13 protein-coding genes are annotated in these 14869 nt (G+C 65.4%); 2 read left to right on the plus strand and 11 right to left on the minus strand.

All coding sequences use genetic code 11. From position 1 onward, the window contains the following. Positions 1 to 74 precede the first annotated feature (74 nt). Entirely contained in the window at positions 75 to 716 is a 642-nt protein-coding gene (locus tag AC59GX_RS03970; RefSeq protein ID WP_497301332.1) for a NifU family protein, read from the plus strand. Here AC59GX_RS03970 and AC59GX_RS03975 read toward each other — a convergent pair. The 5 genes from AC59GX_RS03975 to AC59GX_RS03995 all read right to left on the minus strand — a co-directional run bounded on the left by AC59GX_RS03975 (position 698) and on the right by AC59GX_RS03995 (position 5110). Next, complete coding sequence (locus AC59GX_RS03975) at positions 698 to 1150, minus strand: Rrf2 family transcriptional regulator (protein ID WP_497300926.1); 453 nt, start codon at positions 1148 to 1150, stop codon at positions 698 to 700. The genes AC59GX_RS03970 and AC59GX_RS03975 overlap by 19 nt on opposite strands. A gap of 239 nt (positions 1151 to 1389) precedes the next feature. Then, positions 1390 to 2088, minus strand: coding sequence for a glutathione S-transferase family protein (locus tag AC59GX_RS03980; RefSeq protein WP_497300927.1), 699 nt, complete (start codon positions 2086 to 2088; stop codon positions 1390 to 1392). A 476-nt stretch (positions 2089 to 2564) separates the two neighbouring features. Then, complete coding sequence (locus AC59GX_RS03985; protein ID WP_497300929.1) at positions 2565 to 3317, minus strand: SDR family oxidoreductase; 753 nt, start codon at positions 3315 to 3317, stop codon at positions 2565 to 2567. A gap of 140 nt (positions 3318 to 3457) precedes the next feature. Further along, the gene (locus tag AC59GX_RS03990; protein WP_497300931.1) at positions 3458 to 3904 is read right to left on the minus strand and encodes a cupin domain-containing protein; all 447 of its coding nucleotides are present in this window, start codon (positions 3902 to 3904) and stop codon (positions 3458 to 3460) included. 291 nt (positions 3905 to 4195) lie between these two features. Beyond that, the gene (locus tag AC59GX_RS03995) at positions 4196 to 5110 is read right to left on the minus strand and encodes an MBL fold metallo-hydrolase (RefSeq protein ID WP_497300932.1); all 915 of its coding nucleotides are present in this window, start codon (positions 5108 to 5110) and stop codon (positions 4196 to 4198) included. Between the two features lie 355 nt (positions 5111 to 5465). Here AC59GX_RS03995 and AC59GX_RS04000 point away from each other — a divergent pair, with 355 nt between their 5' ends. Further along, positions 5466 to 5651 carry an SDR family oxidoreductase gene (locus tag AC59GX_RS04000; protein ID WP_497300933.1) on the plus strand — a complete coding sequence of 62 codons (186 nt, stop codon included), beginning with the start codon at positions 5466 to 5468 and terminating at the stop codon, positions 5649 to 5651. Positions 5652 to 5669: 18 nt separating this feature from the next. Here AC59GX_RS04000 and AC59GX_RS04005 read toward each other — a convergent pair whose 3' ends face one another. The 6 genes from AC59GX_RS04005 to AC59GX_RS04030 form a co-directional block, all read right to left on the minus strand. Continuing rightward, a complete protein-coding gene (locus AC59GX_RS04005) occupies positions 5670 to 6335 on the minus strand; it encodes a TetR/AcrR family transcriptional regulator (RefSeq protein WP_497300935.1) in 666 nt (221 codons plus the stop codon). Positions 6336 to 6369: 34 nt separating this feature from the next. Next, complete coding sequence (locus tag AC59GX_RS04010) at positions 6370 to 7305, minus strand: SDR family oxidoreductase (protein WP_497300936.1); 936 nt, start codon at positions 7303 to 7305, stop codon at positions 6370 to 6372. Positions 7306 to 8367: 1062 nt separating this feature from the next. Then, positions 8368 to 9210, minus strand: a complete 843-nt coding sequence (locus tag AC59GX_RS04015; RefSeq protein WP_497300938.1) for a phosphoadenosine phosphosulfate reductase family protein — start codon at positions 9208 to 9210, stop codon at positions 8368 to 8370. Next, positions 9207 to 12533 (minus strand): hypothetical protein, encoded by a 3327-nt coding sequence (locus tag AC59GX_RS04020; RefSeq protein WP_497300939.1) that lies wholly within the window; start codon positions 12531 to 12533, stop codon positions 9207 to 9209. The genes AC59GX_RS04015 and AC59GX_RS04020 overlap by 4 nt, the downstream gene beginning before the upstream one ends. Further along, on the minus strand, positions 12530 to 13447 hold the full coding sequence (locus AC59GX_RS04025) for a DUF4007 family protein (protein ID WP_497300940.1): 918 nt from the start codon (positions 13445 to 13447) through the stop codon (positions 12530 to 12532). Before AC59GX_RS04025 ends, AC59GX_RS04020 begins: the two co-directional genes overlap by 4 nt. A 48-nt stretch (positions 13448 to 13495) precedes the next feature. After that, positions 13496 to 14635 carry a cysteine desulfurase family protein gene (locus AC59GX_RS04030; RefSeq protein ID WP_497300942.1) on the minus strand — a complete coding sequence of 380 codons (1140 nt, stop codon included), beginning with the start codon at positions 14633 to 14635 and terminating at the stop codon, positions 13496 to 13498. Between the last annotated feature and the right edge of the window lie 234 nt (positions 14636 to 14869).

A 14869-nucleotide genomic window follows, 5' to 3' on the forward strand; every position in this document is an offset into this window, starting at 1 on the left:
CGGCGCCCGAAACGGCCGCACGAGTTTCTGGTCGGCTGGACCCGGCCGCTACTGTCGAAGAGGGTCGATGGACCATGTTGATCGAGTGGAGCGTCACGCCGAACCCAAGCGCTATGCGCTTCAACCTGCCGGTTCCGCTGCCGCTCCGGGATCCGATGGCCGTGACCAAGGCGACCGGGGATCCGCCGCCGCTCGCCGCCCGCTTGTTACAGTTGGACGGCGTCGAGCAATGCCTGCTCGCCAGCGATTTCATCGCCGTGACTCGGCACGGCGATAACGTGGACTGGGAGCCGCTGCGTGCCGAGATCCTATTCAGCCTAGCCGACAGTCTGTCACGTCATGACGAAATCGTTCAACTTGCGGAGGACGCCTCGAAGCCGGTCGAGCTGAACGGCGACATCGAACGCCAGATAGACGAGCTGCTGCGCACGCGTGTCGCGGCGCAGGTCGCGCGGGACGGTGGCGACATATCGTTCGTCAACTTCAAGGATGGCGTGGTGACCGTTCTCCTGACCGGCGCGTGTGGCAGCTGCCCGTCCGCGCTGATGACGCTGAAGCGCAACGTCGAGACAACCTTGATGCGGTACGTTCCCGAGATCCGGCAGGTCGTGGCTAGGCAGGAGCGGTCCGGCACCCGACGCGACGAACCGGCCTGGCGCACGATGCTACGCGGACGGGGCGCCCGCTTCCGCGACGATCAGTCGAAGGCGGGCTGAGCATCCGCGAGTCCGAGGTCGCGGCGGAGCGCAGACGACGGAGCTACCAGATCGGCGAGGGTGTAGCCATCGAGCACAGCCAGGAAGGCGTGTAGCGCCTCGGCCAGCGCGCGCTTGAGGACGCAGCTTGGTGTGATTCGGCAGAGGCGTGGGGACTCGAAGCACGGAACCAGGGCGAAATCGGCCTCGGTCAAACGCAGGACGTCGCCGATCCGCACCTCCTCGGGCGGTCGAGCCAGCTTGAGTCCGCCGGTGCGACCGCGAACTGTCTCGACGAACCCAGCGCGCCCTAGTTCGTGCGCCACCTTCATAATGTGGTTTCGCGAGATTCCGTAATGCTCGGCGACGTCGCTGATCGTGCAGCGCCGGTCGAGCGAGATGCCGAGGTATATGAGCAGGCGTAGCGAGTAGTCCGAGTAGACGGTGATCCGCATCGTTAGTTCCCGGGATCGTTGATCGACGGGACATATAGCTTCGGCAACGCTGGGCAACCGCCGCTGACCACGGTCCTTCGGGCGGGCTCCGTAACCGCGCGCGTGCCCGGCAGGTTCAATCCCGTTCGTGGTGACTGTGACCATCGTGCGCACCGTCACGAGCTGCGCGCTCGGTGACCGCGGCGCGATTTTAACGAAATGCCCGATTTCCAAAAGGTTGGCTTGGGGGGACCCCGATCCTACCCCGTGAACAAGCCCTTCGCGACCATCTCCTGAGGCACCTCGGGGGTGAACTCCGTGATGTCCGCATAGGCCTTCTGGAACGCCGGCCTCTGAGAAAGTCGGGCGAGGTAGCTGGTAAATGCGTCATCGTCACACAGACCGTAGCTCCGCGCCCAGACGAGCGCATGGGAGACCATGCAGTCGGCTGCGCTGAAGTCGTCCCCGCAGATGTGGGCGCTCCGGTCGAGCCGCTTCGCCAACATGGGTGCGACCTCGTCGGAGATCTTGCGGGAATAGCGCGCCACCGTCCGGGGATCGCGCTCGCTCTCCGGGAGGACGTGCTGATGGATCCTAATCTGCCAGAGCATCATGTCTAGGGAAGCGCCGCACGTGTCGATCGTCCGGAGATAGTCTCCGCGCGCGGCGCTGAACGGAAACGCCGGCGGGGCCAGCGCCTTCACCGGAAAGGCGTCGGCGAGCGCGGTGATGATAGCGGCGCTTTCCGACATGGTGGAGGTCTGCCCGTCGTCATCCTGGATCTCGACTGCCGGAATGGCGTGAAGCGGAAAGCGGTCAGTGAAGTCCGCCGCGTACTGTTCCCCCTTGTAGAGGTCGAGCCGCACTATCTCATGGGATATCTCCGGCTCCAACTCATGCAGCAGGAACGCCACGCGAGTGCTGCGCGTCGCCGGGTAATGGTATAGCTTTACTCTCATGTGACCTCTCGAATTTGCTTTCTACCCAGTGACCCATGGCGCCGTTCGCGACGCTCTGGATCGGATGCGTCTGGCGCATGACCGTATGTGCCATGGAAACTCGCCCCCGCTCCGCGCATGTCGGAGCAGTCGATGCGTTCGCTTAAGATGCCGAGTGGTAGGATGCCCTGCGGGGGCGTGCCCAGCGACGCGCTGCAATGCATCTTTCGGTCGGCAAATCAGGCGGTGTCAGCGTGAAGCTCAGCACCGAAAAGGTTTCACGGCGATAGTAGACGCCGACGAAGTTGAGCCTGAGCATCGCGTTGCGCACGTGCACATGGCCAAGGCCCGAATTATCGACCTTCACCTCCTCTAAGGTGAGTACCTGCGGCGGACGGTAACGGTCGATACGGTCGATCGTCGGGATTTAGGGCATGATGGAATCCCGGAGAGTCAAGACGGGGGAGCAGCAGTGGTCGTTCGCCGATCGCACGGGTTCACACCGACTTCCGCAGCTGCAGCCATTGCTGGAACGTGGTGGAGCCGAGGAAGGCAGCATCGCCTGGAACGAGCGAGGAGTCGTCGATCTGCGCTCCGAAGTATCGGGCGTGCACGTCGGCGACGACGTTTCGCGGATCGCCGATCGCCGCCAAATAGCTCCGGACGATCTCATCGAAGTGGACAGGGGATGGTCCGGCCACCTCCACGGTCCCGTTCCGCGGAGCTGCGATGGCTATGGACGCGATGAAGTCCGCCAGATCGTCCGCAGCGATCGGTTGTATGAGGGCAGGGGACAGGCGGACCTCGCCATCGACGACGGCGGCGTCGGCGATCCGCCCGAGGAATTCGAAGAACTGGGTCGAGTGAACGACGGTGTGGGGCGACGACGATGCAAGGACGAGCCTCTCCTGGATCAGCTTGGCGCGGAAGTAGGCGTTGTCCTGCAGGCGTTCCGTTCCCACGATCGACAGGGCTACATGGTGCTGGATGCCAGCCTCCGCCTCGGCCGCGAGGAGATTGCCAGTCGCGGTCATGAAAAAGCGCATCACTTCATCCTCCGCGTAGGATGGCGCATCCACCAGATCGACCACGACGGACGCGCCGCTCAGGACTTCCTTCAACCCTTTGTTGTTCAGTGTGTCGACGCCGTTCTTGGGTGAGGCTGCGACGACGTCGTGACCAAGCCGGCGCAGTCGATCCACCGTGCGCGATCCGACGAGGCCGGTTCCTCCAATTACGACGATCTTCATGGCTGTTCTTCCTTCGCGATGGGTTGGGCGGTGGGATGTCCCGGCCTGCGGCGGCCGATACCAATGGTCGACGTAGCTGGGTGCCCTCGATTGGCGACCGCGAGCCGTGGCGCAGTGCCGATCGCGGGGGGAGGGCCGTCCTACTTATAGGGAAGCACTAGGTCGTTCTCGTTCGTGTCCACGACGAAGACCGCCAGGAGGCGTGCGCGCTTGGTCTTGCTGGCGTTGGCGCTCACCCCGTGTCTGTCGCCGGGATTCTCGGAGAAGTTCTGACCGGCCCTATAAACCTCGACGGGGCCGTCGTTTACCTGACTACGCACCGCACCCTCGAGCACGGTCGCGTAGATGAATGCCGAATTCGGATGGGTATGGGCGGGCGAGGAGCCGCCTGGACCGTATTCGACGAGGACGCCCTTCATGCTCTTGCCCGGCACGTTCGGAAGCTCGTGCTTGTAGACGACCGACACCTTGGCCGCCGTTCCGTGGCTCTCATGCGCCTCGTGCGCCGACGCGGAGCCGAATGCGATTAGGGCCGTCGCGGCCGCCAGAAGGAGGATGGAGGTTTGGCGGGGTGACTTCGAGTTCATGATGGGTTCTCCGTTCACGGCGCATCTGAATGCGACGCTTGATTGTGCAGGACATGGTCAAGCATGACCGCTCGTCGGATTGTATCCGTCCGCCCGGCGGGACCGGGGAACATGAGGACCGTGCCGAGGATCGGGATTCCGTAAGAGGCTGCCGGTCGCGGGGCGGAGATCGAACGTTCCGGGTAGACCAATGGGAAGGCCTGTGTCCGGCGGGCGACGTGGGAGGGCGCTGTGGTCACGGGTGCCGTCCGATCGGCATCCATGATCGGTCGCGGCATCACCAGATGCCGGTCAATAGTCCCAATACGCGGGGACGTACTTGAAGCTGTCCCCCTCGGCCGACACGTGTCCGACGGACGGGAACGCCAGATGTGTCGCGACGACCATCTCGCCCGATGCGGCGAAACCCCGCAGCAGGCGGACGCGAACACGGTGCGCCTCCTCCGGATCGTGCTCGAAGCCGTTCTGCCAGTCGGGGTGATCGAAACCCGGTGGGAAGATCGCGTCGCCCGCGAACGTCAGCTGATCGCCGCCGGAGTTCAGACGGACCACGCTGTGGCCGGGGGTGTGGCCGCCCGTCCGCCAGACCAGTACGCCTGGAGCGACCTCGTGTTCGTCTTCGAACGTCTGCAGCTGGCTGCGGTAATGGTCGGCGAACTGCTTGGCCGTCGACCGGAGGACGTCCGGCACCGGTGCCGGCATGACCGTCTGGGAAAAATCGGGCGCGACCCAGAAGTCGACTTCCGCCCGCGCCACGTGGATCCGCACCTCGGAGCCGAGGCCGTTCTTCACCTCTTCGTCCAGAAGTCCGCCGACGTGGTCCATGTGCATGTGCGTGATCACCACGTCGGTCACTGACGAAAGCTCGATCCCCGAGGCCTCCAGTCGCTTTGCGAACTGGCCTGCACGTGGAAAGCCTGGGAACTGGCCTCCGAGGCCCGCATCGACGAGGATGACCTGTTCGCCTGTGCGCACCACCATTGCATTGAGTGGCCAATCTAGTCCGTCCGCCGGAAGGAACAGGCTCTTTAGCCAACTTGCGCGGCTATCCGGGTCTGCGTTCGTCGACATGGTCGTCGTCGGCAGCGGCAGGACGCCATCGCTGACGACCAGCACCTCGATCTCTCCGACCCGCAGCGCATATCGGGATGACACCATCTCCTCGGGCGTGGTTCGGCCGGGATGCGAGATCTTGGCGTGAGTCATTCTACTGTCCTCCTGTCGGGTCAAACCGTCAGCCGTCGTCGAACATGGACCCGGACCGTGCGCGAGCGTGGTCGATGCCTGTGGCTGGTGAGCCGAAGGGGTGGGTTCGATTGGGCCGGTCGGACGGACGGTGCTCGGATATGTTCAAGACACCAACGCCGTCCGTTGCTGGGATATGACAGGCTGGGCATCTGCGCCGAAGACCCAAGAGCACAAGATCCGAATGTACCAAGACGGTATGCACCCGGCATAATCGCGGCGGCGTCGGGCTGCTGGGCATGCAGGCCGCCGCCGCTGCGTCGAACCGTCCAACGTCTCCGCGTAGAGCGCGGGCGGATGGCCCCATCGCGGCAAGATGACGTTCAAGCTCGCAGACGAGCTGTTCGCGGGAACAGAGAAGACGTTTGCCGGAATCGTGCCGCTCGGTCGTCACGGGACGCCGGAAGACGTCGTCGTTTTGGTCTCCTATCTCCTTTCGGACGCATCGAGCTATGCGACCGGCACCACGCATTCGGTGGACGGGGGCTTCACTCCGGCCTGAGCGTAAACGCCCTTCGGTTTATGGAACGAGGGGATCGGCGATGCTGGAGAGCAGCGCGTGTATGGCCCGCCGCAATTCCCGATCGACGTGCAGGACCATGTGGGCGAAGCGGGGCTTGGCGAGAACGATCGCAAGCGCGGGCGAAGGGCGTACGCCCGGCCACATCCCCGCTAGCAGCGCCATAGTCATCGAGAAGACCCATCCGCAGTCCTCCGCTGACGAGCCCGGGACCTGCTTGTTTAGAGCGGTGACGAGCGCCGCCGTATGACCGCCCATCGCGACCTTCACGTCCTCTATGCGTGTGGCGGAGACGTTGCGTTCCAGGACGGAGCCGAAAATGGCGATGAGCTCGCAAAGACGGGGCGAGATGACGAGAGCGTCCGCCCAAGCGGCAGCCAGCGCGTCTAGTTCACCCGGACGGCAGGCCAGCAGTCGGGTGCTAGCGTCGTGACAGAAGCGCTCGAATTCGAGCAGGAACAGCGCGAGCAGCACGTCTTCTCTGTTCTCGAAGTACCGATAGACGTTGGACTTCGTGAATCCCGCCCGCGCAGCGATGGCGTTGAGCCCGGCACCGGAGGGCCCCGCCTCGTCGAAAAGCTCGGCGGCAGCAGTAAGAAGACTCAGTCGACGAGCGTCCTTCTGGTCCGCCTGCCTCGCACGTATGAACTCGGTCATCACGCTCATTCACGCGTCCGGCCGTCTGTGCGCAAGCGCTTTGTCAGGGCCGAAGCCCGTGCCTTGGGAAGCGGACGCCGGTCAGGTCCTCTGACACCGACCACAAGCGGTCGGACGTCAAGTCGTCCTGGGCCTTCGTCGGAAGCGTCAACCGTCCTGGCGGGCCCTTCTGCTGGAACATCCTCGTAGGACCGAAATAGTCGAGCTTCCCGACGTCCGATGCCGTCGCTGCCTGGATGATTGGCAATGCCCCAGAGGCGGCGTCGTGGGATGCAATCGCCTGCAAGAGCCCTACGAGTAACGCCTTGCCGCCAGTCGGCTGGCCTGCACCGTTCACTATCAGGTCCGTCCTGGCATGCCCCGGGTGCGCAGATGCCGACACTATGCCCCAGCCTTGATGATCGCTGCGCTGCTGCAGCCCGCGCGAGAAGAGCAGGTTGGCCAGCTTCGACTGCATGTAGGCGGTGTTGGGAACGTATGCTCGCTCGGACTGCAGGTCCTCGAAGTCAATCTTTCCGAATGCCGCGATGCCCGAAGAGACAGAGACGACGCGAGCGGTAGAGGCCGCGGCGAGAAGCGGAAGCAGCCCTGCAGTGAGCGCGAAGTGGCCGAGATGGTTCGTGCCGAACTGTAGCTCGAACCCGTCGTCGGTCACGCGGCGCACGGGCGGTGCCATAAGTCCTGCGTTGTTCACCAGAATGTCGATGGCCCGACCGTTCGCCAGAGAACGCGCAGTGAAATTGCCGACGGAGTCGAGGTTTGCCAGATCCAGCTTTTCGAAGGTGATCTCCGCATCGGAGGTCGCGGCGATCTTGGCGCGAGCGAGTGCTCCTTTCTCACTATTCCTTCCAGCCAGAACGACGGCGGCGCCGGCCGATGCGAGCACCTTGGCTACCTCGTATCCTAGGCCGCCGGTCGCGCCAGTCACGACAGCTCTCTGGCCCGCCAAATTCCGAACGCTTTGTACCGTGAACGCCATGACTTCATCTCCGGAAGGAACAGGTCGCACCTTTAGCAGACCGATGGTCTCTTAGATAAGCCTTATCGGGGTGAAGGGAATTTAGAGATAGGTTAGTCGGAGAAGCTAACCTAGCTGCAGCAGTAGCCGAGCTGGTCGCATGGGAGTGTAAGAAAGCGGAAGGACACTAATCGCGTTAGAACGCCCAATAGCACGGCAAATGCCGTCGCGGCGGGGATCTAAGTTGAATTCGAGTTTGCCCCTCAAGGGATTTAAGATGAAAGCCGAGTCACTTGTACTGTCGCATCTTGCGGTTCCCGATTAAATTCATCGCTGCGTTTGCACGGTATGACGCTCTTACCTACTCGCGGTGAGTGAAATATGACGGGCCGAGTGACGAGAAAGCGCCGGGCGCCAGTGTTTCAAGCTCGTCGATGATGATTTCGACGACTGCCAATGCACGTCGTAAGTAGTCTGGCCTGAGCGATGCATACCTTCGAGGTCGTCGTCCGGCAGAAGATAATTCAGTTGCCGGCCGTGCGTTGCGACCGTGACGACGATGATACGATGGTCGTCGCCCTGATGAAGGAGATGCAGTGCCAACCGATCGAGTTGCGCTCGAAAAGTCCGACGCGGAGGTGACCGACGTCTCCGTCACCGTACAGGACGTGTTCGTAGATGACGCGACGGTTCCCGGGGTGAGTATCGTCAAAGTGGTGCCGTTCAACGGGGAGAGGGTCTCTTCGGCCTGCGGCTCAACTCATGGAATTTGAACCCGCCCCTTGGCGAGGCACGGCCCGGCAAGCGTCTGATCGGCATGGAGGTCCGCCAGAGCGACAGTGAGGAGCCGTTGCGCTACATCGACGACACGCCCGTCCGTTCAGACGTGCATCGCAAGCCAGCGCCCCATGATCGACGAGGATAACCGTACGCTCGTCGAAACCGTGCGGTCCGCGGTGATCAGCTGCCGGCAGACACTTGGAACTGGATCCGATCTCGCTGCCCGGCTTTGCGGGCTGAAGCTGCCGTTCGACGTCGACCGTACCCCGCAACCAAGGGACGCCGGTGTGGTCGACGTCGCGCTCACTTGTGGCAGGTCACGCAGCCACCGCTCGCCTCTTCGATGCCGTACACGTCGTCGATGGTTTCCAGGGCCCTGCCCGATAGCGGGTTCACGGGACGGCGTTTACGCAGGCGATCGAGCCGCTTCTCGTAGTCGGCCTTGATCTGCGCGACTCGTTCAGGCTGCGTCAACGCGATAAGGCTTTCGCCCTGGCTCCATGTGAAGGGTGAACCGCCGTTCATCGCGGTTTTCTCGTAGTTAACCGCCTCTTCGAAGCGGTCGGGATGGCGTTCGGCCAACCGAACCCATTCGATCTTCTGCTGGAAGAAGCAGAAGGTGCAGCCCGATCGTGACCGCCAGTCATAGTATTCGGGTTCGCCGACATCGGCATTGCGCAATATGTCGATCACGCCCTTGCGGTCGATCCCAGCGTCGCGGAGCGGAAGGTGGACCAGCATGTTGGACTGGGTCGATTGGTAGCCTTCGCGCGATGGTTCGTCCGCGCGGATGGCGACGTAGGAATGCACGGTGACGCCGGCGTTCAGATCGTCCCGGAGCCAGTGCTCGAGCGGACGCAGCTTGAGCTGACGCGTGCACCACCGGGTGCGCGGCGAGGGCAGGAAGTTGCCGTACTCCGCCATCCAGAAGTCGAAGTCGCGGTCCGGGTTCAACCGGGCGATCGGCTGTCCGAGGAAGCCTTCGAGCCGGTCGAGGAACGAGTAGACTTCGGGAAGCTCCTTGCCCGTGTCCGTGAAGAAGTACTCGAGCCTCAGGTCGGGCCTGGTCTGCCGCATGTGCACGGCGAGCGCGGCGCTGTCGCGACCGCCCGATACGCCTAGAATGTGCCGTTCCCTGGTCTTCATGCCGCCTGCGCCTGTTTCTGGATCGAGCCGTCCTCGAGTGCGACGCCCGCGATCGCCCGGGCGAGTGCCGCCAGCTGGACGCTCGCGAGCCGATCGCCCGAGTTGAGCGTGGCAATGATCTGATCCGCGAGAGACGTCGCCTGCGACTTCTCGGCCTCGGTCAGGATGAAGCTCCGGACGACCGGGAGCACGGCGGCGTCGAGACCGACGATGAGCGCCATGGCTTCGGCCGTCGGTGTGCGGTCCCTGACGATCGCGAGCGCCTCGGTCTCGCGAAAGCGTCTGCAGAGCTTGCCTAGTTCGAGCAGGGCCTGGTCCGCGTCACGGTCCGACCACGAATGCGGCGGCCGGTGCAGCAGCAGACTGGCGAGGCCCTCGATGTCGCCTTCGCCGGCCCCGAACGCGCCGGCACGCATCGCGAAGGCCTCGAAGGCGAAGTCGTTCGTCAGGTCGCGAAGATTCTCCGCACGCTCCGCAAGCCCGCTGAACGTGTCGGCTTCGACGCCGAGGCCGCGGGCCAACGCCAGTCGGAGGCTACCGAGCAGCTCGCCGTAAACGCTTTCCGAACTGGTGAGCGCGTCGAGCACCGCTTCGGCCGAGAGACGGCCGCCGAGGGCTTCGGGAATGCGTTCGAAGAGAACCTCCTCCGGATCGTTCGCCCGCAGGACGGCGTCGCGGACCGCGACGCATTCGGCCGGGATGGACTTGGTGCGTTGGGCGTATGCGGTCAGGTCCTCGAAGCGTCGATACAGCGTCTGGGCGACGGACAACGCCGGCGCGTCGGGCGCTAGTTCGAATGCGTTGGCGAGTCCGCCGAGATATGCGGCCTCCTGCACCGACCGGTCGATCCGGCGGAGCCGGATCGCCTCCGGCCGCTGCAGCATCTTGTCCGCGAGCACGTCGTCGAAGTCGGTCTGGAAGACGCCGTCGACATAGACCGCGACACGGTCGCGCCTGGACATGAGGTTCGCCATCGCGAGCAGCGGCATCACTCCCGCCTTCATGCCGAACGGCGCGGCGGACCAGGTGGCGTAGACCTGATCGAGCGTCACGTCCGTCGTATCCTCGATGACTGACCATGCCGCGGTCAGCGTCGCGCCGGGGCCGTCGGAAAGCGGCGGGCGGAAGTCGATCGAGCCGTCGACTTCGCGGTGCAGCCCGAACGGCCGCAGCACCGTCATGTACAGACCCATCTCGGCCGGATAGCCGGTGAAGCCGAGATCGGCCTTCTCCGGTCGGTCGACCATGGCGTGCATGAGGTTGCGCACGGCGGCCATGGCGCTCGACGATGGCCTGTTCCGCTGGAGGAGCTCGCTGTGCAGGATGGGCGCCTCGCTGAACGCCTTGTCGGCGAGCGTGCTCGCGAGCACCGGCAACGGCTGCCGCACGGCGTCGTCGTCTTCCATCGAGAGCCGCCACGTGGCCTCGTTCAGGGCGGCATCGAGACGACGCAGCAGGTTCTCGGTCGTCGAGGCGTGGCGGGCGCCCGTCTCGCGACGCGCGATCCGGTCGCCCTCGAGCCGCAGATTGTCGCGCATCACCCGCTCCAGCGCGAGCAGCTCGGACGCCGGCGCGAGAAGATCGTGCCGCGAGGGCGCCGCGCCGACGGCCACGATGGCGCCGGCCTTGCGGAACGCGTCGGCCATGAGCTTGCAGCGGACGTCGATCTCCGGCCGGTCGAAGGCCCCGTCGTTGACGACGAGAACCAGCATGCCGCTGCCGCGCCGTTCGACCTGGGAAAGGCGCTTCGCCGCATCCTGCGGTTTCTCCGCTCGCACGGCGATGTCCAGGACGATGTCGAACGTGCGCAGCGTGCCGGTGCGCAGATAGTGCCGCTTGGCGGCGACCGCGGGAAGGCCGACGCGTGCGGGGATGGCGTTGAGTTCGGACGACGAGGGTTGCGACGATACGAGGCCGATCGCCTCGTCGAGATCGAAGTCGCTGCCGGCGAATAGCGCGTAGCCGCCGAGGCGCGGCTGCGGCATCAGGATGGCCCAGGACAGCAGGTCCCGGATGGCCGCGTCGACGGCCTCACGATCGGACGACGGAACCGCGAGCGCGAGGAACTCGTCCGAGACCGCGACGCCCGAACCGTTGCGGAAGAACTCGATGATGGCCGCCGCCTTGGTGAGCGAGACGTGGAGCGGACCGCCCTTGGCGCCTGCGCGTTCGATCGCCTCGAACGCGAGGCTGAAGCGGCCGCCGTCCTGACCGCCGGCGAGGGCCATCCCGAAGTTGGTCGCCAGATAGTCCCAGAGACGGTCCGGATCGTAGGTGCGCCCGCCCGCGGCGGGCGTGCCCGTCAGATGCTCCTGGAAACCTGCCGGCTCGGACGAACTGAGGAAGCCGAAGACGCTGCGTTCGTTCTGGGCGAAGCGCTGGCGTGAGACGGGCCCGAGAAGCAGAGCGGTGATGGGATTGAGCGGCCAGGTCGCGGCGAGGGCGGAGGCGAGCGCCTTGGCATCGACGGGGCGACGTCCCCCGACCTCGGCCGCGACCGCCTTCGCCGCCGCGCCTGCCGCCGCCGGACGCTTGGCGCATCCGATCGCGCGGCCGAGGAGCGTGACCGTCTCGTCGGGGCCGGCGAGGAACGGAAGATCCTGGAACCTGCCCTGGACCTTGGCCCATTCCCGCCGGGCGTCGCGGTCCGCACGGGCCGCGTACTGCTCGAAGGATTGATGGAGGATGCCGAGGACGACAAGTCGGCCATCGCTGCGGGCGGCGGCCTCGGCCAGATCTTGGAGAAGGTGGACATCGCCGCCGTAGAGCGCCGCGAACTCGAGCATCTTGCCGAGCTCGTCGAGGATGATCAACGTGCCGCCGGCGCGCCTGCCGCGGCCCCTCGGCGCCATGATCGCGTCGATGAGTGCCTGATCCGACACCATCGCCTCGCTCGTGCGGTCATCGCTCCAGTCGAGCGACGCCTGCGCGGCGGCGGCGATCGCCTCGCGCAGGCTGATGCGGCTGCCGGTGACGGCGAGCACGTCCCAACGTCCCAGGCGCGTCGGGAACGCCTCGTCGAAGAGGCCGGCGACCTCGTCGCCCGCGATGTCGCGCGCGACGTCCCGATTGTCGCCCTTCCCGGCGATCAGGTTGGCGAGCAGCAGCGCGGCGCAGGACTTGCCGCCGCCATAGGGGCCCGTCCAGGTGAAGGCGCCTTGCCCGCTTTCGATCTGACTGCACGCCATGGCCGTCAGCGACTTGGCCACGCTCGCCTGCAGGACGTAGCCGACGAGCGGCGGCGTGCCGGCGAGATCGCGGTCTATGCGCGCCGACCGCGCGAAACGCCGCTCGATGGTGACGATGTCCGAAAGGGTCTTCATGCCGCTTCCGCCATGCGGCCGTAGGAACGGGTCAGCAGATCGAGCCAGTCGGGTTCGTGACGGCGATGGACCTGACGAAGGCCCGCGGTGTCCGTCCACGTCCAGGATCCGTCGGTGATCGCGTCGAGCGCCATCAGTCGCGTCACGACGCTGTCCTCGTCGAGCTTGAAGACCCGTCCGGGCGAGCCGGGTTCGTACGTGACCTGCTCGGCGGTGAGCGTCGTGGAGTCCCCCCCGGTCCTCTGCCAGAACCGATCGAGGGCGAAGGCGAACACGCCGTCCGGCAGGGTCGGCTTCGGCCCGCGCACGAACTCGAACCATCCGCCAATGCGGGCTTCGCGAACGAGGCCGAGTTCGGCGAGCAGCGGCTCGGCCGCGTCCTCCGTCAGCGCGCCCGTGCGGCGGACGTAGCTGCGCAGGAAAACCTCGACGTCACGCTTGATCGTCACGCGGGTGGCGCGCCATCCCCGTTCCTCCACCAGCCGCAGCAGTTCGCTGGCCAGACTTTCGCTGTCGAAGTCGACGCCGGGCAGAGCGTTGAACGCGAAGAAGGCCGTGGTCGTCATCTCGGGCGTGGATGCGATGTGCCAATGGGTGAGCCATATCGTGGCCGGATGCTCGACGAACGGGTCGAGCCCATCATCGTCAAGGATCGCGGAGGCGAGCGCGGTGGGCCAGAGCTGACCGGCTCGTTCCTCGATTAAACCGCTCGCCATGTTCCAATGGCGCATCGAGACTGCCATGTTGCGGCCGACGCCGAATCGTGCAATCGCCTCGTGTTCTTGGAATGTTCTCAACGATGCGCCGCCACGGACGGCCTCGAACGCCTTCTTCGGCCATAGCAGACGCAGCGGGAAGGTCTCGTGCCCGGCGAACTGCACCTTGGTGGCTTGGTCTTGAAGAGCGTTTCTCATGCTGGAACGATAGCGGAACGCACCCCGCTGGACAAGTCGTCCAGCGCCCTACGAGTGAAGCTCGACGCGTTTGGCCAACAGCCGGGCGGCATCGACGGCCTCGTTCTCGGTCGAGTATCGGTTGAAGTGGACTCGCATGGTCGACCGACGCCGTCGGTCGTCGAGGCCCATGGCGGCAAGAACATGTGAAGTATCGATCTGCCCGGACGTGCAGGCCGACCCAGTGGAGAGCATCACTTCGGTCGACAGGGATTGAGCTATGGACTGTGCGTCCGTGCCGACGATCGCCAGACTTGCTGCTCCGGGGATCCTTTTCGTGCCGTCACCATTCACCGCGAACCGCACGTCGCTTCGCGAGAGTTCGAGAAAGAACATGTCGAGAAGGGCGTCCGCGTGCTTGCCGTCCCGATCGAGCCGCATGCCGGCCACGGCCGCCGCGGCGCCGAAACCCGCGACCAGTGAGGTCGGCTCGGTCCCTGCGCGCAGACCCCGCTCCTGATCACCGCCCAGCACGAGCGGGGCGGGGCGGGGCGCGGTCGCCGACACGTAGAGCGCGCCCACGCCGGCGGGGCCGTACATCTTGTGCGACGACGCGCTGAGATAGTCGACGTCCATGTCGAACACGTCGATCGCCACCTTGCCGACCGCCTGCGCGGCATCGCAGTGGAAGAGCGCGCCGCGTTCATGGGCGAGGGCCGCGACGGCTGCGACCGGCTGGCGCACCCCCGTCTCGTTGTTCGCCGCCATGACCGACACGAGAAGCGTGTCGTCGCGGATGAGAGACGCCAGCGCGTCCAGATCGACGACGCCGTTCGCATAGACCGGCGCGATGTCCACGACGAAGCCCAGGTCGCGCAACCGGAGGGCGGGCGCGAGCACCGCCTTGTGCTCGACTGCGGACACGATGACGCGGCGGCGCGCACTGCAGCCGGCGAGGGCGGCCAACGCGACGCCGGTGATGGCGATGTTGTCCGCTTCCGTCGCCCCTGACGTGAAGAACACCTCGGCGGGGGACGCGCCGATGAGTTCGGCGACGCGGGCGCGTCCCTCCTCGACGGTCACCGCGGCCCGCTCACCCGCCGCGTGGGGCGAACCCGGGTTTCCTGGCCGCGACCAGGCGTCGAGCATCGCGTCGCGTGCCTCGGGTGCGAGCGGCGTGGTGGACAGTCCGTCGAGATAGATGGGCATCTGCACCGCTCCTATTGCGACGTTGGCGGGGCGCTTGTCGAGAGTGCGACCGTGACAGGGTGCTGCGATCGGTCGTTCTCCGATGGTGTTGAGGGATGTGTATGCCGTCCGATAGCCGCGACGCCGCCCTAATGATGTCGCTGGAGTGCTGCCCACGTTCCCCGCTGTAGGTCGATGGGCGAACCCTGCGGCGTCCGGGGGCGATCACGGACCATGCCCCTGTACGCCGGACAT

It is taken from the genome of Sphingomonas sp. 320_CC (assembly GCF_059691795.1).

Bases quoted from the DNA above. Each gene is read 5' to 3' on its own strand.
- AC59GX_RS04030 (WP_497300942.1), bottom strand. From the start codon at position 14,635: ATGCCCATCTATCTCGACGGACTGTCCACCACGCCGCTCGCACCCGAG.
- AC59GX_RS03970 (WP_497301332.1), top strand. From the start codon at position 75: ATGTTGATCGAGTGGAGCGTCACGCCGAACCCAAGCGCTATGCGCTTC.
- AC59GX_RS04000 (WP_497300933.1), top strand. From the start codon at position 5,466: ATGACGTTCAAGCTCGCAGACGAGCTGTTCGCGGGAACAGAGAAGACG.
- AC59GX_RS03980 (WP_497300927.1), bottom strand. From the start codon at position 2,088: ATGAGAGTAAAGCTATACCATTACCCGGCGACGCGCAGCACTCGCGTG.
- AC59GX_RS04025 (WP_497300940.1), bottom strand. From the start codon at position 13,447: ATGAGAAACGCTCTTCAAGACCAAGCCACCAAGGTGCAGTTCGCCGGG.
- AC59GX_RS03995 (WP_497300932.1), bottom strand. From the start codon at position 5,110: ATGACTCACGCCAAGATCTCGCATCCCGGCCGAACCACGCCCGAGGAG.
- AC59GX_RS03990 (WP_497300931.1), bottom strand. From the start codon at position 3,904: ATGAACTCGAAGTCACCCCGCCAAACCTCCATCCTCCTTCTGGCGGCC.
- AC59GX_RS04010 (WP_497300936.1), bottom strand. From the start codon at position 7,305: ATGGCGTTCACGGTACAAAGCGTTCGGAATTTGGCGGGCCAGAGAGCT.
- AC59GX_RS04015 (WP_497300938.1), bottom strand. From the start codon at position 9,210: ATGAAGACCAGGGAACGGCACATTCTAGGCGTATCGGGCGGTCGCGAC.
- AC59GX_RS03975 (WP_497300926.1), bottom strand. From the start codon at position 1,150: ATGCGGATCACCGTCTACTCGGACTACTCGCTACGCCTGCTCATATAC.
- AC59GX_RS03985 (WP_497300929.1), bottom strand. From the start codon at position 3,317: ATGAAGATCGTCGTAATTGGAGGAACCGGCCTCGTCGGATCGCGCACG.
- AC59GX_RS04005 (WP_497300935.1), bottom strand. From the start codon at position 6,335: ATGAGCGTGATGACCGAGTTCATACGTGCGAGGCAGGCGGACCAGAAG.
- AC59GX_RS04020 (WP_497300939.1), bottom strand. From the start codon at position 12,533: ATGAAGACCCTTTCGGACATCGTCACCATCGAGCGGCGTTTCGCGCGG.